The organism is Sediminibacterium sp. (assembly GCF_019264485.1).
Classification (GTDB): Bacteria; Bacteroidota; Bacteroidia; order Chitinophagales; family Chitinophagaceae; genus Sediminibacterium.
The window spans coordinates 255,527-278,426 of record NZ_JAHVAA010000011.1 but is presented as its reverse complement, the minus strand read 5'-3'; the positions used below and the strand labels follow the sequence as shown (position 1 = coordinate 278,426).

At 40.1% G+C, this 22,900-nt stretch carries 23 protein-coding genes; 11 read left to right on the top strand and 12 right to left on the bottom strand.

Going from position 1 to position 22,900, the window contains the following annotated elements; genetic code table 11:
• Positions 1-48 precede the first annotated feature (48 nt).
• Positions 49-897 carry an aminotransferase class IV gene (locus tag KXJ59_RS07415; protein ID WP_295202680.1) on the bottom strand — a complete coding sequence of 283 codons (849 nt, stop codon included), beginning with the start codon at positions 895-897 and terminating at the stop codon, positions 49-51.
• A gap of 48 nt (positions 898-945) precedes the next feature.
• On the opposite strand from KXJ59_RS07415, the gene KXJ59_RS07410 reads away from it, so the two are divergent.
• From KXJ59_RS07410 to KXJ59_RS07385, 6 genes are all read left to right on the top strand, one after another.
• The gene (locus tag KXJ59_RS07410; protein WP_295202678.1) at positions 946-2,043 is read left to right on the top strand and encodes a Nif3-like dinuclear metal center hexameric protein; all 1,098 of its coding nucleotides are present in this window, start codon (positions 946-948) and stop codon (positions 2,041-2,043) included.
• Between the two features lie 94 nt (positions 2,044-2,137).
• Positions 2,138-2,893, top strand: coding sequence for a C4-type zinc ribbon domain-containing protein (locus KXJ59_RS07405; RefSeq protein WP_295202675.1), 756 nt, complete (start codon positions 2,138-2,140; stop codon positions 2,891-2,893).
• A gap of 66 nt (positions 2,894-2,959) precedes the next feature.
• On the top strand, positions 2,960-4,447 hold the full coding sequence (locus KXJ59_RS07400; RefSeq protein WP_295202674.1) for a bacterial transcriptional activator domain-containing protein: 1,488 nt from the start codon (positions 2,960-2,962) through the stop codon (positions 4,445-4,447).
• A gap of 116 nt (positions 4,448-4,563) precedes the next feature.
• Positions 4,564-6,219 carry a DNA repair protein RecN gene (gene recN, locus KXJ59_RS07395; protein ID WP_295202672.1) on the top strand — a complete coding sequence of 552 codons (1,656 nt, stop codon included), beginning with the start codon at positions 4,564-4,566 and terminating at the stop codon, positions 6,217-6,219.
• Between the two features lie 57 nt (positions 6,220-6,276).
• A complete protein-coding gene (locus KXJ59_RS07390; RefSeq protein WP_295202670.1) occupies positions 6,277-7,092 on the top strand; it encodes an SDR family oxidoreductase in 816 nt (271 codons plus the stop codon).
• Positions 7,093-7,168: 76 nt separating this feature from the next.
• Entirely contained in the window at positions 7,169-7,432 is a 264-nt protein-coding gene (locus KXJ59_RS07385) for a SemiSWEET family transporter (RefSeq protein WP_295202668.1), read from the top strand.
• A 131-nt stretch (positions 7,433-7,563) separates the two neighbouring features.
• Here KXJ59_RS07385 and KXJ59_RS07380 read toward each other — a convergent pair whose 3' ends face one another.
• The gene (locus KXJ59_RS07380; protein ID WP_026767946.1) at positions 7,564-7,785 is read right to left on the bottom strand and encodes a DUF2795 domain-containing protein; all 222 of its coding nucleotides are present in this window, start codon (positions 7,783-7,785) and stop codon (positions 7,564-7,566) included.
• A gap of 134 nt (positions 7,786-7,919) precedes the next feature.
• On the opposite strand from KXJ59_RS07380, the gene KXJ59_RS07375 reads away from it, so the two are divergent.
• Positions 7,920-8,576, top strand: coding sequence for an ABC transporter ATP-binding protein (locus tag KXJ59_RS07375; protein ID WP_295202666.1), 657 nt, complete (start codon positions 7,920-7,922; stop codon positions 8,574-8,576).
• 292 nt (positions 8,577-8,868) lie between these two features.
• Here KXJ59_RS07375 and KXJ59_RS07370 read toward each other — a convergent pair whose 3' ends face one another.
• The 4 genes from KXJ59_RS07370 to KXJ59_RS07355 all read right to left on the bottom strand — a co-directional run bounded on the left by KXJ59_RS07370 (position 8,869) and on the right by KXJ59_RS07355 (position 12,233).
• Positions 8,869-10,194 carry an ATP-binding protein gene (locus tag KXJ59_RS07370; protein WP_295202663.1) on the bottom strand — a complete coding sequence of 442 codons (1,326 nt, stop codon included), beginning with the start codon at positions 10,192-10,194 and terminating at the stop codon, positions 8,869-8,871.
• 104 nt (positions 10,195-10,298) lie between these two features.
• Positions 10,299-10,733: a hypothetical protein gene (locus tag KXJ59_RS07365; RefSeq protein ID WP_295202660.1), complete on the bottom strand. Its 435-nt coding sequence runs from the start codon at positions 10,731-10,733 to the stop codon at positions 10,299-10,301.
• Positions 10,734-10,921: 188 nt separating this feature from the next.
• Positions 10,922-11,632 (bottom strand): HNH endonuclease signature motif containing protein, encoded by a 711-nt coding sequence (locus KXJ59_RS07360; RefSeq protein WP_295202658.1) that lies wholly within the window; start codon positions 11,630-11,632, stop codon positions 10,922-10,924.
• A gap of 232 nt (positions 11,633-11,864) precedes the next feature.
• A complete protein-coding gene (locus KXJ59_RS07355) occupies positions 11,865-12,233 on the bottom strand; it encodes a hypothetical protein (RefSeq protein WP_295202656.1) in 369 nt (122 codons plus the stop codon).
• Positions 12,234-13,098: 865 nt separating this feature from the next.
• Here KXJ59_RS07355 and KXJ59_RS07350 point away from each other — a divergent pair.
• Positions 13,099-13,554 (top strand): helix-turn-helix domain-containing protein, encoded by a 456-nt coding sequence (locus KXJ59_RS07350; protein WP_295202654.1) that lies wholly within the window; start codon positions 13,099-13,101, stop codon positions 13,552-13,554.
• 129 nt (positions 13,555-13,683) lie between these two features.
• Here KXJ59_RS07350 and KXJ59_RS07345 read toward each other — a convergent pair whose 3' ends face one another.
• From KXJ59_RS07345 to gatC, 6 genes are all read right to left on the bottom strand, one after another.
• Entirely contained in the window at positions 13,684-14,010 is a 327-nt protein-coding gene (locus KXJ59_RS07345) for a hypothetical protein (RefSeq protein WP_295202651.1), read from the bottom strand.
• Positions 14,011-14,012: 2 nt separating this feature from the next.
• Positions 14,013-15,266, bottom strand: coding sequence for a hypothetical protein (locus KXJ59_RS07340; protein ID WP_295202649.1), 1,254 nt, complete (start codon positions 15,264-15,266; stop codon positions 14,013-14,015).
• A 436-nt stretch (positions 15,267-15,702) separates the two neighbouring features.
• Positions 15,703-15,867, bottom strand: a complete 165-nt coding sequence (locus KXJ59_RS15995; RefSeq protein WP_363265811.1) for a helix-turn-helix domain-containing protein — start codon at positions 15,865-15,867, stop codon at positions 15,703-15,705.
• A gap of 306 nt (positions 15,868-16,173) precedes the next feature.
• Positions 16,174-16,734 (bottom strand): cob(I)yrinic acid a,c-diamide adenosyltransferase, encoded by a 561-nt coding sequence (locus tag KXJ59_RS07335; protein WP_295202647.1) that lies wholly within the window; start codon positions 16,732-16,734, stop codon positions 16,174-16,176.
• Between the two features lie 167 nt (positions 16,735-16,901).
• Entirely contained in the window at positions 16,902-17,615 is a 714-nt protein-coding gene (locus tag KXJ59_RS07330; RefSeq protein WP_295202645.1) for an ABC transporter ATP-binding protein, read from the bottom strand.
• 24 nt (positions 17,616-17,639) lie between these two features.
• Positions 17,640-17,930 (bottom strand): Asp-tRNA(Asn)/Glu-tRNA(Gln) amidotransferase subunit GatC, encoded by a 291-nt coding sequence (gene gatC / locus KXJ59_RS07325; RefSeq protein WP_295202642.1) that lies wholly within the window; start codon positions 17,928-17,930, stop codon positions 17,640-17,642.
• A 602-nt stretch (positions 17,931-18,532) separates the two neighbouring features.
• On the opposite strand from gatC, the gene KXJ59_RS07320 reads away from it, so the two are divergent.
• From KXJ59_RS07320 to KXJ59_RS07310, 3 genes are all read left to right on the top strand, one after another.
• Entirely contained in the window at positions 18,533-20,908 is a 2,376-nt protein-coding gene (locus KXJ59_RS07320) for a 3-hydroxyacyl-CoA dehydrogenase/enoyl-CoA hydratase family protein (protein ID WP_295202640.1), read from the top strand.
• 242 nt (positions 20,909-21,150) lie between these two features.
• On the top strand, positions 21,151-22,047 hold the full coding sequence (locus tag KXJ59_RS07315) for an ATP-binding cassette domain-containing protein (RefSeq protein WP_295202638.1): 897 nt from the start codon (positions 21,151-21,153) through the stop codon (positions 22,045-22,047).
• A gap of 20 nt (positions 22,048-22,067) precedes the next feature.
• Positions 22,068-22,892: an ABC transporter permease gene (locus KXJ59_RS07310; protein WP_295202636.1), complete on the top strand. Its 825-nt coding sequence runs from the start codon at positions 22,068-22,070 to the stop codon at positions 22,890-22,892.
• Positions 22,893-22,900: the final 8 nt, after the last annotated feature.

Here is a 22,900-nt window from a genome sequence, read left to right as displayed (position 1 = left end):
TTGTAACACGCGCGCGAATAAATGGTTCGATAGATAACTTAGAAATCTTTACCCCTTTGTCTTTATCAGTTGCTGGTAGAGTTTTTGCGTGAGCAGGTTGCTGTAGTTATTGCTACCCAACTGTTTCACCCACCTGATGCTGTGTATGGCATTGGTTAAAAATATTTCCGAAGCTTCCATCAGTTCATCTATTGTTATGGATCCTTCTTCAACCGGCATGTTTTCTTTGCGAAGCATTTGTAATACATGACGACGCATCACGCCATTTACCGGACCTTCCGTAAGTGCCGGGGTTTTTATCATTCCATCTTTCACAATAAATACATTGGCAATGGTGGCATCGGCTACACGATCAAACGGATTAAGCAGAATGGCATCATTCAACTGTTGTTCCTTTGCCCACAAAGCACCCATAACATAAGGCAGGTAACTATTGCTTTTAACTGATGAAAAGCGATCTATTACTTTTCTTGCATCTTTATAAATATCAATCACCAATCCATTCTCATTTAACTCCTGAACTGTTGGCGAGAGCGGCCAGCTTTGAATGAGCAAATAAGGAAACTGGTTTTGTTCATCATACACGCCCCCATCTCCCCTGGTAACCGTAAGCCTGATTCGCGCAGACTGCATATGTCCGTTTTTTTCAGCCACTGCCAATACCTGCTTCTCCAGCCAGGTTGCGGTAAAATAACCCGACTTTTTAAAATGAAGCAGTTCAAGCGAAGAAATCAGCCGCTCAAAATGATAATTGGCCAACTGGATCTTTCCATCGAGCAGTTTTATGGTTTCAAAACAACCATCGCCATACCTGTACGATCTGTTATTGGGAGAAATCAGTAATCTGTCAGACCGTAATAATTGTCCATCATAAAAAAGAAAATCGCCTTCCTGCATACCATCAATTATAGAATGAAGGTAACTTGCTGTTAGCAATCAGCAAATATGAACATCAATAATATCATACAGGTATTGGAACAACTGGCGCCACCGGCCTTACAGGAGAGTTACGATAATGCAGGACTGATTACCGGTTCTCCCTCATGGGAATGTACGGGCATTGTTTGTACGCTCGACGCAACCGAAGCGGTAATTCTTGAAGCAAAGGAAAAAGGATGCAATCTCGTTGTGGCCCATCATCCCATTGTTTTTGGCGGAATCAAAAAACTCAATGGTAAAAACTATGTAGAGAAAGCCGTAATAGCTGCCATTAAAAATGATATTGCCATTTATGCCATTCATACCAACCTCGATAACGTTATTAATGGGGTAAACAACAGGATTGCAGATAAGCTCGGACTCATCAATCGTAAAATACTGGCGCCAAAAGCCGGTTTACTGATGAAACTGTACAGTTTTGTACCACATGCCCAGGCTGAAAAATTGAGAAATGCCTTGTTCGCTGCCGGAGCGGGAGATATTGGTAAGTATAGTCACTGTAGTTTTTCTGCTGAAGGAACGGGTAGTTTTAGGGCCGGTGAGGGTACCAACCCACATGTAGGAGAAATCGGGACAACCCATTTTGAGCCAGAAACAAAAGTTGAAGTCATTTTCCCGGCCTGGCGTCAACAGCAGGTACTGGCTGCACTTTTTGAAGCACACCCTTATGAGGAAGTGGCTTATGACTTAGTTAGCTTATCGAATGATTATCAGGATGTTGGAAGTGGTTTGATAGGAGAATTGCCCGAAGCCATGGACGAAATATTCTTTTTAGAGATGCTCAAAACGAGTTTTGACCTCAAAATCATCCGTCACACCCCATTTTTGGGCAAAAAGATCAAAAAAGTGGCCCTTTGTGGTGGTTCCGGCAGCTTTTTAACCGGAAAAGCGGTGTCGAAGGGGGCAGATATCTATATTTCAGCCGATTTTAAATACCATGAGTTTTTCGATGCCAATGACCGGATACTGATTGCCGATATCGGCCATTGGGAAAGTGAACAATATACAACCGACCTGCTGATTGATGTTTTACAGGCTAAATTCCCTACCTTTGCCGTCCTCAAATCCGGGGTAAAAACCAATGTGGTGAACTACTTCACGTAAGAGGAAACAAGGGAAAAGTAACAAGATACAAGAATCAAGTTACAGGGATCAAGGAACAAGCATTTAGAATCATACAATAAACCACTTATACAATATGGCTTCCGTTAAAGACTTTTCGGTTGAAGAAAAACTGGTTAATCTGCTCAAATTGCAGAAGATCGACAGCAAGCTGGATGAAATTCAGGTGCTGAAAGGCGAACTTCCGATGGAAGTAAGCGATCTGGAAGATGAGATCCAGGGCTTACAGAGCCGTCAGACCCGCGTAGAAGAAGAAATCAATGGTATCACAGAATTCATCGAAAGCAAGAAAACTACGATGAAAGAAAGTGAAGCACTGATCGCCAAATATGAGAAGCAGAGCGAGAACGTGAAGAATAACCGTGAGTTTGAAGCCATCAACAAGGAAATCGAAATGCAGCAGCTGGAAATTAAACTGGCTGAAAAACATATCCGCGACGCCAATGACGAACTGGCTGATAAAGTAAAAGCATTGGATGTGGCTAAAAAGCAGATCGCAGTAAAAGATGGTGTACTCAACCATAAAAAAGGCGAACTGGAAAAAATTATTGCCGACACCGAGAAAGAAGAAACACATTTCAACAAACAAAGCGCAGCAGCACGTAGTCATATCGACGACCGCCTGTTGTACAGCTACGACCGTATCCGCAAGAGCTACCGTAATGGCTTATCGGTAGTACCTGTTGAGCGCGATGCATGTGGTGGTTGCTTTAACTCTATTCCTCCTCAGCGCCAGAGCGAAATTCGTTTACACAAGAAGATCATTGTTTGCGAAAACTGTGGTCGTATCCTGGTAGACGCAGATTTGAACGACAGCGTAGATGTGAAATAAACATACCTGCGTTAAAATACTTTGAAAGGACAGCTTTATCGCTGTCCTTTCTTATTTTCGGGCTGCATGAAGCAGGCAAGTATCTTTATCTCGTTTTTACTGCTGTCACTTTCAGGTATCAGTCAGAAAGTGTACGATTTCAATGCACTGTGTCAGCAGGCTTATCATGAGATCACCCGTTTAAAAATTGAACATGGTCAGGAACTGATTCAAAAAGCACGGCAACAAAATCCTGATAACCTGATTCCTTTGGTGCTTGAAAGCTATATTGATTTCCTCATATTGTTTTTGAATGAAAATCCGGCAGACTATAAACTCAGGTATCCAAGATTCAGTGAAAGAATTGATGCGCTGGATGATGGACCGGAAAACTCACCTTATCATCGTTTTGCGCTAAGCACTGTTCGGGTACACAAAGCCACATCGGCCATCAAGTTTGGGAAAATGTGGGAAGCAGGTTGGGATATACGCCGGGCCTGGGTTTTGCTGAAAGACAACAAAAAGAAATTCCCCCGCTTTATTCCCGATGACCTGATGTATGGAACACTGCAAACCATGATTGGCACCATTCCCAAAGGATATAAATGGCTGGCCAGTGTATTGGGTATGCGTGGTTCTGTTACCGAAGGTTTAAAAACAGTACAGGCATTTGTAAACAGCAATGATCCGTCTGCAAAAATGCTGATGAATGAGGCACACTTTATCTATCCCTACCTGTTGTTTTATATGGATAATAAAAAAGATGAAGCGATGGCTTTTATCCAGCAAAAAAAACTGGATCTGGTCAACAATCATTTACATGGCTGGATGGCTGCCAATCTCAGCCTCAATAACAAGCAGTCACAATTCACACAACAGATTGTTCAAAACAGGAATCATTCAGCCGAATACCTTGATATTCCCATCTGGGATTTTGAAATGGGTTTTGTAAAAACATTCCAGCTCAAACCAGAAGAAGCCATCCCATATTTCGAACGTTTTCTACAAAAATTCAAGGGCAATTTTTATGTAAAAGACGTGTACGACAAAATACGGCTTTGCTATTATTTACAGGGCAATACAGCCGCTGCTGAAAAAGCAAGACAACTGGTACTAACAAAAGGAAATACCGATTCTGATGCCGACAAAAAAGCATTAAAAGATGCCAAAGCCAATTACTGGCCCAATATTTTGCTGCTGAAATCCCGATGGCTTAATGATGGTGGCTATCATCGCGAAGCATTGGCCTTGCTGCATGGTAAAACGGAGAACGATTTCGACAAAGAAGAAGACAGGCTTGAATATGTGTACCGCGCCGCCCGTATTTATGATGACCTCGGCCGTGAAAATGACGCCATCAATGCCTATCTCGCCGCTATAAGACTGGGCGAATTCAGAAAAGAATATTACGCTGCGCGTGCCGCGGTGCAAATAGGACAGATTTATGAAGCGAAGGGACAAAAAGCATTGGCCATACAATATTACCAGCGTTGTTTAGACATGGGCGACCATGAATATAAAAATTCCTTAGACCAACGCGCCAAATCGGGGATATTGAGATGCAAAGGGGAATAGTCTTTTGTATAAATTGCAGGCAGAAAATGTTAGTGAGCAGTCAGTAGTCAGTAGTGAGTATTTCTTGTTATATTACTGACTACTCACTACTGACTACTCACTATTCACCCTTGCCCATGCTCACCAAGCTCCACATACAGAACTACGCCATCATTGATGAGATTGAGATTAACTTCTCCAATAACCTGAATATTATTACAGGTGAAACAGGAGCGGGTAAAAGTATATTGATGGGGGCACTGAGTCTTATATTGGGTGAGCGGGCTGATAGTTCGGTATTGGTGAACAGTTCAAAAAAATGTTTTATTGAAGGGATATTCAGCACACATGATAAACCTGAAGTTGCTTCTTTTTTACAACAATATGAACTGGATGCTGAAGATGAACTGGTATTACGCCGGGAGATTGCGGCCAATGGAAAATCGAGGGCTTTTATTAATGATACCCCTGCTACTGTTCAGCAATTAAAACAACTGGCTTCATTGCTTGTAGATCTTCATCAGCAATTTGATACGCTTGAACTGGGCGACAGCGATTTTCAACGTGAGGTATTAGATGCACTGGCAGGTAATGAACCCGTATTGCATGAGTTTAAAAAAGTATTCCAGCAATGGCAGTTGATTTCGAAAGAACTGGAACAGTTGAAGGAGCAGAAAAACGCTTTTACCAAAGAAGCTGATTACCATCAGTTTTTATTTGATGAACTAAATGAATTGTCATTCAAAGAAAATGAACTGGAAGAGCTGGATCAGGAATTGAAAATATTGAGTAGTGCCGAGGGTATTAAATCTGCACTCAATAAAGTGTTTTATACATTACGCGAAAGCGAGCAGCCGGTTGTTACCAGCATCAAACAACTGATTCAGCAGTTACAGCCTTTTGCAGACTTACATAAAGACCTTGCTGCCATCATTGTACGCTTACAAAGTACACAGGTAGAGTTACAGGATATTGCCGGTGAAATTGACCATGTAAATGACCAGGTTCAGTTTGATGAAAAAAGAATTGAATGGATCAATCAGCGGCTTACAGATGGGTATAAATTACTCAAGAAGCATGCCCTTCAAACCACCAATGAATTGCTGGCGCTGCAACAGGAATTGTCAAAAAAATTAGAAACTGTTTTACATATTGATGATACCATTCTTTCCAAAGAAAAAGAAGTAGCAGCTTTGTTCAAACAGGCTGAACAATTGGCAGAACGAATATCGGTCGCCAGACAACAACAGATCAAACCACTTGAATTGGAAGTGAACCGTTTGCTTACACAAGTGGGTATGCCCAATGCCAAACTGAAAGTAGACCTGAAGGAAAGCACATTACATCAATATGGAAAGGATCAGATTGACTTTTTGTTTGACGCCAACAAAAGCAACCGTTTCGAACCCATACGTAAAGTGGCTAGTGGTGGAGAGCTGAGTCGTTTGATGTTGTGTATTAAGTCACTGGTAGCTGCTTCTATCGACCTTCCCACCATGATTTTTGATGAAATAGATACCGGTATTTCCGGCGAAGCCGCCAAACAGGTGGGATTGATCATGAAAAATATGGCCGCCAACAGACAGATCATCTGCATTACCCACCAGCCACAGATAGCAGGCAAGGCCGATGCGCATTTCTTTGTGTACAAGGAGATCGTTGAAAACGCTGTAAAAACCAATATCAGATTACTGGATAAAGATGAACGCATTACTGCTATTGCCCGAATGCTGAGTGGAGAAAAACCAACTGCCGCCGCTCTCGAAAATGCCCGCGAAATGATGATGAATTAGGGTTTAACCGATATTCTATACTTTTACCCCTACTAAACCATTTTTAAACGACTTATTATGGCTTATAACCTGCTTAAAGGAAAACGCGGTATCATAACCGGTGCCCTCGATGAAAATTCAATTGCCTGGAAAGTGGCTGAAAAAGCACACGAAGAAGGTGCCAGTTTTGTATTAACCAATGCCCCCATCGCCATGCGTATGGGTGAGATTAATAAGCTGGCAGAGAAAACCAATTCTCAGATTATTCCCGCCGATGCTACAAGCGTGGAAGAACTCACTACCCTGTTCACCCAATCGCAGGAAGTATTGGGTGGTAAAATAGATTTTGTGCTACACTCTATTGGTATGAGTGTAAACATCCGTAAGAAAATACCTTATACAGAATCTAATTATGAGTATTTCATGAAAGGCATAGATGTATCGGCTATGTCGCTACATAAAATGCTGGCTGTGGCAAAAAAATTAGATGCTATTAATGAATGGGGCAGTGTGGTAGCGCTATCTTATGCAGCCGCACAACGTACCTATCCTTTCTATACCGATATGGCCGATATTAAAGCCATGCTCGAATCAATCGCACGTAGTTTTGGTTATCATTATGGATTAGAGAAAAAAGTACGTATCAATACCGTATCGCAGTCACCCACCAAAACCACAGCAGGTTCTGGCATCAAAGGCTTTGGCGATTTCTTCGATTATGCCAATGCCATTGCACCATTGGGTAATGCCAGTGCAGAAGATTGTGCCAACTACTGTATCACCCTCTTCTCCGACCTCACCCGTATGGTAACCATGCAAAACCTCTTCCACGATGGTGGTTATTCTACCACGGGGGTGAGTATGGATGTGATGACGAAACTGGGTGTTGAATAAAATTTTTTGATGTCAGATCGCAGATGTCAGATTTGATTACATCTGCGATCTGACATCTGACATCAAAAAATGCTCTATGAACTGGATCGAACTCGTTGGTTATCTCGGGTCATTTTTAACCTCTATTACTTTTATTCCCCAGGTATACAAATCCTGGCAATCGAAAAGTGTGGGCGACCTGAGTATCTGGATGATTACCATTGTTGTAACCAGCACCATTGTATGGCTGGTATATGGTTTTGCCATAGAAAGCGGTCCTGTCATTGTAGCCAACTTTGTAGTGCTGGCTTTGACGCTGGTGCTGTTTTATTTTAAACTTACTTTTAGGAAGAGTCCATAGTCCATAGACCATGGCATTGGCTATTGACTATGGACTATGGACCATGGACTATCAACTATGGACCAAAAAAATCCCGCCCCTAACTAAGAGGCGGGATTTTTTCTAAAAACTATTCAACCTGAAAGCGGGTATTAGTATTCGTCTTCATTGAACATGAAGTCTTCCTGGCTGGGGTAATCAGGCCAGATATCTTCTATGCTCTCGTACACTTCACCCTCATCTTCCAGTTCCTGGAGATTTTCTACCACTTCAATGGGCGCACCACTACGGATGGAATAATCGATCAATTCATCTTTTGTGGCTGGCCAGGGAGCTTCTTCCAGGTAACTTGCCAATTCTAATGTCCAGAACATAACTTACCTTTTAATTTTTTGCAAATGTAACCGTATATACGATACCACCAAATGTGGTTGGACTTCCTGTGTAAAGAAATGTTTAAAAAAAGGCTGATATAGGCTAAGTTTGAACGATTAAACAGGTGGGAATTATGCTTAAAGCGGTCAATATAACCCGGAAATATGGTCAACTGGAAGTGCTGAAAGGCGTGGATATAGAAATTTCCCGGGGCGAAATGGTGAGTATTGTAGGCTCATCCGGTGCCGGAAAAAGCACTTTATTGCATATGCTGGGTACGCTCGATAAGGCCGACAGTGGCTCTATATGGCTCAATGAACAGCAGGTTGATCTTTTAAAAGGCGAAAAACTATCTGCCTTCCGTAACCGGCATATTGGTTTTGTATTCCAGTTTCACCATCTCCTACCCGAATTCTCAGCCATAGAAAATGTATGCATCCCCGGATGGATTGCCGGTACCCCTAAGAAAAATGTGGAAAAAAGAGCCGCTGAACTACTCGATCTCTTAGGCTTAAGTGACCGGATGGAGAATAAACCCAACCAGTTATCGGGTGGAGAACAACAGCGTGTGGCCGTGGCAAGGGCACTCATTAATCAGCCCGATATTATTTTTGCAGATGAGCCCACCGGTAACCTCGACAGTACCAATGCCCGTGAATTACACAGCCTCTTTGGCACACTAAGACAACAATTTCAGCAGACTTTTTTGATTGTTACACATAATGAGGAATTGGCCGGGTTGAGTGATCGGGTGTTGCATATGAAGGATGGGAGGATAGTGCATGGCTGATAGCCCATGGACCATGGCCTAACCCTCTCACGTCTCACCTCTCACGTAAAAGCTACGCACCAAAAACAGGATTTATACGAGTCAACTTTCGATTAATGAAATTGAGTCCATTTTGAGTCCGAATATTTTGCCCCATTTGCCCTATTACTACCCTTTTAATTGATAAGATATTCCTGCTCCGAAAGTTCCTGATTCACCTTTAAATGATTTGAGAAATCCTCATCCATATTTTGTTACTGTAAACGGCCTATTTCCGGCCATTTAGCGGCCAATACGGCCAATTAGCGGCCAATTATTTTTCAAGTTCATACTTGCTTCCTCGCCCTTTAGAACCCGCTTGCTTTATGATATCTTTGCCAATCAATTCCTTTAATTCTTCAGTAGCCAGCGTTTTGCCAACTTCATTTATCTCTTGATATTTTGAGTTAGTAATACTACCATATTCAACCACATACAATACTGCTTTTAGCTGTCGCTCATTCAATCCTAATTTCTTCAACTGTTCAGCACTGTACTTGTTTTTAAACAGCGTTACCAATATGCCGCCATCCTGTTCAATAATTTCAGGGTCGGGTAATCCTGCTTCTTTGCAGGTACTGATAATCTTTAGTGTGCCTCTTCCCCATGCATCAATGTAGCCACCTTTGAAACATACATCGGCTATCAATAAATTTCTTGGCCATGATGGATGCTGTCTTTTGAGTGAATCTAAGCTAATGCCAGCTGGTAATTCACCCTCGTTCCAGATATTAAAATGATTATCAAACATACGCATCTGCACCACGGATGTACCCAAGTAATTCCTGTGCACAAGTGCATTCAGTAACATTTCACGAATTGCGGCGATGGGATATTCACCTTTTTCAATTCTTTGTATGCCTTCAAACGAAATAGCACGGGTAAAAAACTTCCGGTTTAGTTGCTCTATCACTTCTTTCAGTAAATAAACAATATTGCCTTCAACCGTCTCCTGGAATCTTAAGTCGCTGCCGTCTTTACCAAAGCGGCCCATTTTTACAACGCAATTATTAAAAAATTTTCCCGGGTTCTGTCCAAATAAAACAATGGCTGCTCTTTTAATATTACCGATATCATCTGTCAGGCGGAGTTTGGCAATCAAATCTGCTTTGCTTAATCCTTCCACATCTGCAATTCTGCCTGCATGAAGAGAAGCTGCTATATATGATTTTAAACTGGCATCATCAATGTCATCAAGTGTGGCCGTGGGTTCGGCAACTTCATCCCATGTCTTACCACTTTTACGAAGTAAATAATCGGTGAGTGCTGCTCCAATCAATTCCTGTTTGGTACTTCCGCTGCGATAGTAATACCTGCCACGTAAAGAAATAGGCACAGCATAAGGCTGTGTAATTATTTCAAGATAATATAGTTCATTTTCTTCATGCAGGTTTACATCAACCAAAATACCCATCAGGTCTTTAACCTTGTTGGGTATTTCATCCATCAGCTTTTTGTAATCGCTAATGCCAACCACTTTACCAGCATCATCCTTACCAATGAATATTACACCGCCTTGTGCATTGGCAAATCCACAAACCCATTTCAGATATTCATCGTGCCAGCTTTGTTTATATTCTATGCTTTGTTGTTCGGGCATCGTTTTTATTTCGCTGAATATTTTCTAAAATCTCCATGTAGTTTTCAAGTCTCGTAACCAGCTCATCGTATTTTAACCTTTCGGAAGTTTCCAAAAGTTAGTTCTCATAGTTCGTTATTCCATTTTGGTAAGCGTCCGTAAATTTCAAAGTATTTTCGAAGCAGTTTGTTTTCAAGAATTTTCGGGCAATCAATATACTTCTCACAATGTGTCGCATACCAGTAAATGTCTAATGCTTCAATTTTTTCATAATTCATTACAGCTTTCCAGGAGTTCCGTCTCGGTTCACCAAATTGTTTGCCATTTACAAGTCTGTCTTTAAGTCCGCCAAGTCCTGCTTTACGGATAAAAAGTATTCCATCTTGTTTTATTTCCCCCGAACGCCCTATATAAATAAGCTCTACTCTTCCGTCTTTTAATGCGTAAAGTAGATACACTCCACTTTTGTCATTTGGTGCATTACAAACTGAAATTAAGTTGTCTGTCTGCTTAAAGAAAAAATGGCCGTTTTGTTTATATTTATTTAGATCGTCAAACATTTTCAAATTTTAGAGGTTTGTCGTTACGAAGGGTATACCATTACTGCCAACGATTTGCAGCTTGTCGAAGGTGGTATTTATAGCACTGCGGCTCATTCGAAGTGCAAATGCTGAACCTTGTACAAATATTTCTACGAAGCACATCAGCCTGCCTTTTGCCATACCGCTGTTTGCTACTGTCCTTCTTGTCATTCAGGAATAAAGTCTGAAATTGGTGTCGCACGTCTGCTTGCATTGTCATGAAAACAACACGTAACAAGATTGTCAAATGAATTATCACCACCTTCACTCACCGGTTGAATATGGTCGAGTGTGGCATTAAACCTTGTCAGTTGCTTCTTGCATTTGTAGCACAAATATTTATCTCGCTCGAATATTTTCAGCCTGTTTTCCTTAATGTTATAATAGTCTTGTTCTTTCTTAGGGTCAACAAATGGAAGGTTTTCCTTTACAAGTGATTTCATTTTTTCTTGACAAATTTCAATTTCTTCTGGTAGAAATATCTTATACAATGTGCCGTCTCTATTGGTGTCTCCAACTTTCTTTATCACATTCAAGGTTTCCAACGACCTTAAATTCTCCGCAACAGTTTTTTCTCCTGACCGTGGATTTTGGCTGTCTAAGTTTTTAAATTTCGAACCAATACCTTTTGCGATTTTTGCGTTACTAGCTCTTATAAATATGTCACCATTTTCAAGAATTGAATGTCTAAATAAAAACCAATACACATCCATTTCATATGGGGAAATAACTGGTTGTAAAAAATCAACGATGTCTTTTACAAGTTGCGGAAGCTCGAACAAATCGAATGTTTCTTTTACACTTTCACTGTCCGATTGAGTTTCAGACTTTTCCATATTGTCGAGTAATTCTCTAATTTTCTTTATGTCCTCTTTCATAATCGTTGTGTCATCTTAGGGTTGCAGCTAACAGTGAAGCATTGGCAATGTGGCGGTATTCTGGGTTCCGTCCGCCGACAACTAAAGCCAAACGATGAACTAATGTACACGTTTTATTCTACTGCTCAAATCTTTCCGTCAAGCTGGATATGCAGCACAATAGCCAAACTATAGCCGAATTGTATTCCTTCAAGCTGCCATAACGCCAAACCGCATGTTGGCTGTAGTAGTTTTATTTTGTTGAGATTTCAAACTTCGAAAATGCCTTAATAATATTAAAATATTCATCCCAATATTGAGGACTTGACTGTGGATTCGTCTTGTCGTTATAAAAAAAAACGCTATCAATTTCTCCAGCTTTATTTCGCTGCACTCTGTCGGGGTCTGTTATTATTTTAAGAATAGCATTTTCTGTCAAACCCTTGTATTTAGTATAAACAGGATAGCCAGGATATGCATTTTCGTCAAAAATACTTTTTGCCCCTGCGGTAGAATTCCATCCTAATGGTACGTATTCTCTGTTAAATATGAACCATTCACCTTTAGAGTTTCTCTTCAAGCCATATGGTAAATTAATTCTGAAAAAGTCTGTAAGAGCCATGTCTTTATATTTAGATGATTTGTTGAAAAGTGGAGAGGGGGACTCGAACCCCCGCCCTCAATCTTGGCAAACTAAGTCTTCTAAAGTTTCAATGTCATGTTAATCGGAGTTAGGACCATTTTCTCCACACGAGGGCTACTCCCACTGTAACAGAAACAAATAAAACTTTCAAAATAGATTTTACGGTTGTTATTGAAGTTTGCATAATCGTGTTATTTAATTGTTCAACAAATATGAAAAATGAAGAAAACGCCACAACTCCGATTAAGGACATTGCAAGATCAATAGTCAACTTAATTTGGATGTCCAAGTTTTTGTGTTTTGTCAAGCAAAACAATATTTTGGTCAAAGAACTTTAAATGTGAACGGTCTTGCCGTATTACAGCCAACTTGTAAATTGCCGAAACTCAATTTCACCAATCTACTCAGTTGAATTATGTTTTACGAAACATACTCATTTCGTATAAAAATATTTCAAATATTTCTATTTTACAATAGGTACATTCCTTTTTTTTGGGGTATTTCTTCCGAACATCTTCCACACATTGGTAACACCACAGCCGCACCATAGCCAACCTTTGCTCAGGCTTTCTTCAAGGTTTCTTCGGGAAATTCTAGAAGAAATCTTGAAGCTGCTTCGGGAATTTCCCGAAGAAAGCCGGAAGCAGGTAAGAGGAAAACCCTTGTCTGGTAAGGCTTTGGTATTGATGATCTGCCTTTAAAAAGCGTGTTTTCCCGAAGAGACACTCCTTCTTGGGTGCTATCGTACCAAAAACCAGCTTTTATCATAACAGAACCAGTTTCGCTTATTCTGTTTATTTCGTTTATTTCGATTAATTTGCACTAGCATTCAACAATGATTATCATGAAAGTATTAGAGCAAATAAGAAAACCCTCAAAACTTGACCAAAAGATTGCAAGTGAATCTTACGACGCTTTAGCTTCCGTAATAGAGCAACTGAATTCTGAACAACCAGAAATTGAAATTGAAGAAACAAGCGAAAAAATTAAGATTCCACTAAGTGCTTTAAAGCTCCTGGGAGATATTTTAAAAGCGATGGGACAAGGCAAATTAATTTCTCTTGTACCTATTGCTACCGAAGTAACTACACAGGCCGCTGCTGAAATTCTTGGCTGCTCAAGACCTCATTTAGTAAAGCTACTTGAAGACGGGAAAATTGCATTTACAAAAGTTGGAAAGCACAGAAGAATAAAGTTCGATGATATTATGAAATATAGAAAACAAATGAAGGAGCAACAGAAACAAAATATCGTTGACATCATGAACCTGGACGAAGAAACTGGTTTATATGATTCATAGTGTGCACTCACGTTTCACGTCTCATGCTTCCGTTTCCCTGCAATAGAATTATACCCAATATTATTATGTAAAATTTTGGGAAAGTTCCGAAACCTTCCCAAAGTTGACTCGTACAAAATATAGATTAAATTAATGAACAGAATACTTAATCTGGATTCTTCCCTTAGTCGCCTTATGAGGAGAGAAGTTTAAGACAAATTCTTCTCCATAAAAGTCCAATTGAATAGACTCATTTATCGATAACCCAGGAGGTATTTTAATTCGCCCTTGCAATAAGGTAGTATCATTAGAAGTTCCCGTAACTGCAAGAGTTAGAGTTGTATTATTATTCGTTCTTTTACTTGTGATAACGAATGCTGTGTCGTTTGTGAAAGTATCTATAACAAAAATATTTTGTTTACTTTTTTCGCATCCGAGTGCAAATAAGAATAAAATGAAAAAAATTATTGTTCTCATAATTACTCATTTGAATGAACTAATTGAGAAACCCCGTCTATAGGAGCTCCATTAGATGCTAAAGGGCTAATAATCCATAATCCACCATTATTGATCATTTGCGTTAACAGGATCTGTAGTCCTTCTCTAAAAAAATGACCTGTCAAGCCATTAGTAAGCATTGTGTTGAATAATTGTATCCCGATTGCATTATTTCTAGTATCCATTTCTTTTTCTAATGGGTGATTATTAGGATTCAGTTCGTGAGCGGCTGCTAATCGAGCTGCTAAAATAGGGCCAAGGCTTTCTGCATTTGCAGCTACAAAATGTGCATGTCTAAAAGCATCCCCTTTCCCATTCCAAACTGACGTCGGAAAGAGAGATGCAGCTTTTTCAAGTGCAGTTTTGGCATTAATTAGATATTTGAGTCTTTGATTAGAAGTAAGTTCATTATCATATATGTCTAATTCGGCTTGACTCATTCTTGTTCTGTAATCAGTTTGAAACTCAAACATTTCTTGTGTCCAAAGCACTTCGTCACCTTGTGGATATGGTGAACCACCCCCTCCGCCACAATTAGATTTAATAAAAAGAGATTGATTTATATCTATTATAGTAGTGGTTGTGCAATCATCGCCACAAGTAGTATACATGTAGTTCCATGTCTGTGTTCCATCTGAATAAAAAGAAACCCAATAAGTATCCCAGCACACTGTCCCACTTGCTTGCTGAGTGCTAGTCTTTATCTGAATTTCCGAGTTTTTTGCTTTTTTTACAAACTTATTTTTCGACACTAATCGACCATTAACATATAACTCATAATGTTTTATCTTTTTATCTAAATCAAAAACTTGTGCAAGTCCTGAAAAATAATTGAACCCTTGCTTTTCCTTTTTGATTATTCCTTTAGTGCTAGTAGAAACATCATTTTTATAATTCATTATCAAAATGACTTCCGCAGATTCTATGGAGTCTCTTACATTCGCAAAAACTCTTAGTAATTGTAAATTTTGATTGTTTGAATGTAATGGGAGATAAAATTCATTTTGCCCATCATTTTTTCGAACAAACGCATTAGGCCAATCTACTTTTCTATTAATATCTGGAGTTAGTGAATTAATTAAATGATTAGTCATTAGAATTGGTTGCCATTTGCTTAAATCCAATTTATCATTTCTTTCAGCAGTGTTTGTACTGTTGTCAATACCTATTTTTTCTTTTTTACAGGCTGTGATTAAACACATAGTTAATGTACATAATAATAAAGCAGTTCTCATGTTGACATATTTTTTGTAAGTAATTTTTCTGAGTAAACTATTAATTTCTTTTCAAAAAGTGTTGTTCCATTTGTTTAGACTTGATATGTAGTTGTCAAAAATTTAATTCTGAAAGGCGCTTCTTATAAAAAAAATAAGCCCTTTACAAATGCACCATACGACTCTTTGTAGAGTTAAACTCATTGTCTTGTCACTCCACTATAACGCCATGTTAACATCAACGATCGCACGCAAAATATATCTAAAATGGTAAGGTGTCATGAAATACGATTCATCAAGGGGGGGATAGACGAACCAATAATGCATTATTGTATTTCGTTGTGAAAATAAAGTAATATGTTGTAATTCGTAATGTGGAAAACACCCTTTTTTTATAAAATTCGCTGGTGTTTTCCACATTGACGATTTTGTACATACGAATACAAAAACACACCCTTCAGGAGGTATGTTTGGTGATAAGCGAAAGAACATACTTCATTCGCTTCTTTGTCGGAACTCGCTGGTTCCGCTCCCAATTCGCAACCGTCGCTTCATCCACTCCAAGCTGTTTTCCCAGCTTCCAGTTGCTCAATCCATGCGCATATTTATACCGCTTGATCATATCACCGAAGGTTTTCGTTTCGTGGTCGAACGGGTAGTAACCGAGAAATGAATGATGGCACGATAGTATTTCATGTGCGGGTGTGAGCAACCGTTTTCCCAGTAGCAGACACAGTCTTTGGAGACCTTAAAGAGCCGTGCGATATCCGTTTGGTTCAGCCCCAGATCCATTCGCCGCTTTCTAATATGCTCTCCAATCGTTTTTGGATCTTTTGGATAGCTTTGAGAATGAGGCTTTTGGGTTGTTCCTCCATATCGGGAAAAGGCAACGCATCAATGTAGATTCGTTGCTAACTACCTACCACCCTTAAACCCTCGGCTTCCACGCAATTTCCGCCACATTTAAATGATGCGCCATAAAACGTGCAAGTACAAAAAGATAATCGCTTAAACGATTGAGGTATTTAATTACTAAAGGATCTACAAAAATTTCCTGCTCCTGCATATTCACACAACAACGTTCTGCTCTTCTGCAAACACAGCGTGCAATATGTGTGGAGGAAACAGCGATATGACCACCAGGGAGAATAAAAAATTTCATCGGTGGCAACACTTCATTCATTTTATCAATCTCTTTTTCCAGCACCGTAATGTCTGCCTCTTTTAAATCGGGCATTTTCATCAATGGTTCTTTATCAGGGTCGCAGGCCAGTGATGAACCAATGGTAAATAAGCGATCCTGTATTTCTTTGAGAACAGAACGTGAATGTGGCTCATCAAAATAATCACCCACCAATCCTATATGAGAGTTGAGTTCATCTACCGTACCATAGGTTTCTATACGAATATGACTCTTGGGTACTTTGGTTCCTCCGATAAGAGATGTCTTACCCAGGTCGCCGGTTTTGGTATATATTTTTAGTGCCATTGTTACTGTATTGTAGTGAAAACAAAAATAGATTTGATTGGTTCAGTTAGGGCTACAGGTGTATAACTCGCTTTATAAAAAAGGTTGTTGGTCAGGCGACCAACAACGGCGAAAGATAAAAGAGAGCCGGTTAAAGCTCCCACAAAATCTGCACCCAGCAATACCTGCTACGATAAATGCGCCATGGCAGTGCTTCGTGTTTTATCGGTTTCAACCAGTCCGTCACGTAAGCGAACTACCCTGTGTGCATAAGCTGCAATATCTTCTTCATGGGTTACCAGCACTACCGTATTACCCGCCTGCTGAATTTTTCCGAATATCTCCATTACTTCCACCGATGTTTTGGAATCGAGGTTTCCTGTAGGCTCATCGGCCAGCAGGATAGATGGATTATTAACAAGGGCCCGTGCAATGGCCACACGCTGTATCTGACCACCACTCAGTTCATTTGATTTGTGATGACTCCTGTCTGCAAGTCCTACTTTTTCCAGTGCCTCCAATGATCTTTCCATTCTCTCTTTTTTGCTCACCCCGGCATAAATCAATGGAAGCGCCACATTTTCGGCCGCACTTAACCTGGGCAATAAATTGAATTGCTGAAACACAAAACCAATCTCTGAATTACGAACTTCTGCCAGGTCATCATCTGCCATTTTACTCACGTCTTTCTGGTTCAGGATGTATTTACCACCTGTAGGAGAATCGAGGCAACCCAGTATATTCATTAATGTACTCTTACCACTACCTGAGGGACCCATTAAAGCCACATATTCATTTTTCTTGATATCGAGTGTAATACCTTTCAGCACCGGAATGGCCTGGTTACCCATGAAATAACTTTTCTGGATGTTTTCGAGTCGGATGATCACCTGGTTTGACATGTGCTGACTTTGTATTTAAACGATTTATTTTCGAATTACTTTAGGAACCCTGAAAAAACTATCATTGGCGCCGGGTGCATTTTGTAATGCTTCTTCCCTGCTCACAGAGCCTTTCACTTCATCATCCCGCAATACATTGAACGACTGTCCCATATGCAGCATAGGCTGTATACCGGTAGTATCAAGTTCCGATAGTTTCTCCACAAATACCACCATTTTCTGGAGATCATCCTGAATCTCTTTTTTTGCCTCATCTGTAAAATGAAGTCTTGATAAATGTGCCAGATGATCAATGAGTTCGGCCGTCAGTTCCATGTAAACAAAAATAACTGAAAGCAGGTCAATTGCAATTGAATATTGTTAAATGGTAAAAAATCAGAACAAAATTAAATTCCGGTTGTTTTAATCAACTTAACAGGCCATACGAATCTACTACAGGTTATCTGGAAACTTAACATTAACCTAAGGCGCTATAAATCAGGCATTTTTCATTGGCTATCCACATAAGGTGAATAAAAGGACTGTTAAACATCCAATAAATAAAGCGTTTTCATCATAAATTGTAGAAACAAAATCCCCCCCCGATTATGTTAGTTTACGTACTCTTAATTGTTTACCTCGGTTGCCTGTATATGGCATACAAGGGAGCGGCTCCTTCAGAGGAATGAATATACTTGTATAACAATTCTAATTGAAGAGCCACAATATCAAACAGTAGCAATGCTGTTTGATATTTTTTTGCCCGGCACCTACCCTCCCGGTAAAAATAAATTCCCTTATCTTCGATATAAATAGTTGCATAACTAACTAATTTTACGGTAAAGCATATTGTATGAAATGAGCCATAACAAAAGCTGATATCAGCTAGAATGTTTATTGGCGAATTCCATGTGACCAAAATCAATAAAAATACACACATGAAACGTTCTATCAAAAAAGTTGCGGTATTGGGTAGTGGTGTTATGGGTTCACGTATTGCCTGTCATTTTGCAGGCATTGGTGTGCAAGTACTCTTATTAGACATGGTTGCAAAAGGTGCAGAAGAAAGTACCAAACCGGCAGAACGTAATAAACTGGTAAATGATGCCTTACAGGCTGCAATTAAAAGCAACCCTTCTCCTGTATATTCAAAGGCTGTGGTAAAAAGAATTAGTACCGGCAACTTTGATGATAACATGAAAGATATTGCCACCTGCGACTGGATTATTGAAGTGGTGGTGGAAAGACTCGATATCAAACAACTGATCTATACCAAAGTAGAACAGTTTCGCAAACCAGGCACACTAGTTACTTCCAATACTTCCGGCATTCCTATTCATATGATGGCGGAAGGAAGAAGCGATGATTTCAAAAAACATTTCTGTGGATCGCATTTTTTCAATCCACCCCGTTACCTGCGTTTACTGGAAATTATTCCTACACCGCATACCGATCCTGAAATTGTTGATTTCCTGATGCAGTATGGGGATCTCTATCTCGGCAAGACTACAGTCTTGTGTAAAGACACGCCTGCTTTTATTGCCAACCGTATTGGGGTATTCAGCATCATGAGCATTTTTCATATTATGGATAAGCAGGGGTTGGGCATTGATGATATTGAAGCCTTAACCGGCCCCATTATCGGCAGACCTAAATCGGCCACTTTCCGTACTGCTGATGTAGTAGGTATTGACACACTGGTAAAAGTGGCAAAAGGTGTGGCAGATAATTGTCCGAATGACGAAGCAAAAGCTATTTTTAATATCCCCGCATGGCTCGATAAAATTGTAGCCAATAACTGGCTGGGTGATAAAACCGGTCAGGGCTTTTTCAAAAAAATAAAATCGGCAGAAGGTAAAGAGATTCAGACTCTCAACCTGTCTACCATGGAATATGGTCCACGCAACAAACCCAAGTTTGCAAGTATTGAAGCGGCCAAACCTGTTGATGATTTGAAGCAAAGAATTAAAATGCTTTCCGCAGCACCTGATAAAGCCGGTGAATTTTATCGTGCATTTCATTTTTCACTCTTCTCCTATATCTCACATCGTATACCCGAAATAAGCGATGAAATTTATCGTGTAGATGATGCCATGATGGCTGGCTTTGGCTGGGAAATAGGCGCTTTTGAATCCTGGGATACCGTTGGTGTTGAAGCCACTGTAAAAGCCATGAAAGCTGCCGGTCATACTGTTGCTGCATGGATTGATGAGATGCTGGCTTCAGGCGCTACCAGTTTTTATAAAGTAGAAAATGGTCGCAGAATGTTTTATGACCAGTCTTCTAAAACTTATAAAGCCATTCCGGGTGGAGAATCGTTCCTTGTACTGAATAACCACCGCGATAAACTGGTTTGGAAAAACAGTGCCTGCAGATTATACGATATTGGTGATGGTGTTGCCGGATTAGAATGGAGTACCAAAATGAACAGTATTGGTGGTGAGGTATTGGAAGGCATCAATAAATCGATTGGTATTGCAGAAGAAAAATTCAAGGGATTGATTATTGGTAATGAAGGCGCCAACTTTAGTGCAGGTGCCAATGTGGGCATGATATTTATGCTGGCCATTGAACAGGAATACGATGAACTGGATATGGCCATCCGCATGTTCCAGAATACCATGATGCGTGTTCGCTACTCTTCGGTGCCTGTTGTTACTGCTCCGCACGGCCTCACATTAGGTGGTGGTTGTGAAATGAACCTGCACGCAGATAAAATTTGCGCAGCAGCAGAAACCTATATCGGATTGGTTGAGTTAGGTGTGGGATTGATTCCCGGTGGCGGTGGCACTAAAGAGTTTGTATTACGCGCCGCTGATGAAATGCATGAAGACGAACCCGAAACCATTACACTTAAAAACAGGTTCTTATCTATTGCCACCGCTAAAGTAGCCACATCGGCACAGGAAGCAATTGAAATGGGTATTCTTAGAAAAGGTGCTGATGAAATTGTAATGAACCTGGGAAGAAGACTCACAGAAGCTAAAAAATCGGTGATAGAACTTGCTGACAGCGGATATACCACTCCTGTTCAGCGCAGCGATATTAAAGTATTGGGTCGCTCGGCATTGGGTGCTTTATATGCGGGCATCAATGGCATGTGGAGAGGTAACTATGCCACCGATCACGATGCACTGGTAGCAAGAAAACTGGCTTATGTAATGTGTGGCGGCGATTTGAGCGAACCCACACTTGTATCAGAACAATATTTACTCGACCTGGAAAGAGAGGCTTTCCTGAGTCTTTGCGGCGAAAGAAAGACACTTGAACGCATTCAAAGTGTATTAAAAAGCGGTCGTCCATTAAGAAACTAACCTACTCTGCGAAACCTCTGCGTTCTCTCGTTCTCTGCGGTGAATATTCGAGTAAATTTACCGCAGAGAACGAGAGATAACGGAGGTTTCGCAGAGAATTTTGTAAGCTCAGCCCTTCCAACTACCGTTGGTACATGTAAAAAACTGATCATCCCTTTTCTCTCATTCTCACTCTATTCTGAGTATCTTCGGTAAGAGGGTGTATATAGTACACCTATATTATTCATCGTTAACAACTGCTTATGCAACCTGTTCTCTCCATCCAGGGAATATCGAAAAGGTATGGTTCTATCCAGGCATTAAACAATGTATCGTTCGACGTTCCGCAAGGCTGTGTCTTCGGTATATTGGGTCCCAATGGTAGTGGTAAAACAACCATGCTCAGTATCATCCTTGATATTTTACAAGCCAATTCGGGTAATTATTCCTGGTTTGGAAAACCCGGTTCGCCCGAAACAAGGAAACAGATTGGCTCACTGTTGGAAACGCCTAATTTTTATCATTATCTCTCCGCAGTTGATAACCTGAATATCACCAAAGCCATCAGTGGTCGTGGCGATGCAGCAGATATTGACAGGGTACTGGAGATTGTAAAATTATCGGCCCGTAAAAAAAGCAAGTTCAAAACCTATAGTCTGGGTATGAAACAAAGGCTCGCTATTGGCGCTGCCCTGCTTGGCAACCCCGAAGTGCTGGTATTTGATGAACCTACCAATGGCCTTGATCCGGTTGGTATTGCCGAGATACGTGAATTAATTAAACAACTCTCCAGAGAAGGGAAAACCATTATCATGGCCAGTCACCTGCTCGATGAGGTAGAAAAAGTGTGTACGCATGTAGCCATTCTTAAAAAAGGAACCCTGCTTACTGCCGGTAAAGTAGATGAAGTATTAGCCAATGAAGATATTGTTGAAATATCTGCTATTGATACAGATAAACTCAAATCTGTTCTGGAAGGATTCAGCGGCCACTCTCATTTAAAACAGGATGGTAAATTATTTGAATTGTATTTCCCGCTGGGTACTGCCCGCATGGAAGAGCTTAACCGTCACTGTTTTGAACAAGGTGTTACACTTAATCAATTGTTGTTAAAGAAGAAGAGTCTTGAAACCAAATTCTTTGAATTAACCAACGACTAATTCATCCTAAAAAAGATATTATGCTTTCCCTCATAAAAATAGAATGGTTAAAAATTAAAAAATACCCCGCTTTCTGGTGGATGCTGGGTATAGTGGCATTAACCTATCCAAGCATTAACCTGATGTTCCTGAAAGTGTATGAAGATATTACCAAAGGAAAAGAAACAGGTGCCATTGCTAAAATGTTACTTGGCAATCCGTATGCGTTTCCAGAAACATGGCATACAGTGGCATTCTTTTCTTCTTTCTTTATTATACTTCCTGCCATTCTCGTTATTATGCTGGTAACCAACGAATATAATTACCGCACCCACAGACAGAATATTATTGATGGATGGAGCAGAAAAGATTTTATTACCAGTAAACTATGTGATGTACTGATCGTTACAACAATCATTACCTTATCCTATACCATTGTTGCCATTGGTTATGGTTCTTATACAGACAGTAAAAATTTTTATCGCTGGAGCGAACAACTGCAGTATATCCCATTATTCTTCCTGCAAACATTTGCACAGCTTTCCATTGCTTTCTTATTGGGTTACCTGATTAAAAAAGCATTCATCGCATTGGGCGTTTTCCTGTTCTATTATCTTATTCTCGAAAATATAGCCGTATCATGGTTTAAGTACCAGGTTAAAAATGATATTGGAAGATTCTTTCCTTTCGAAGCCTCTGACAGATTGATTCCTGTACCTGCTTTTATAGGCAATTTTGGTCAGGATATGAAAGCCGGATACCAGAAAGCATTAGATGCCATACCCATGCATATTGGCCTCACGATTGTTATTACAGTGATTATCTGGGTTATTTGTTACAAGGTACATAGTAAGAGAGATTTATGATGGCAGAT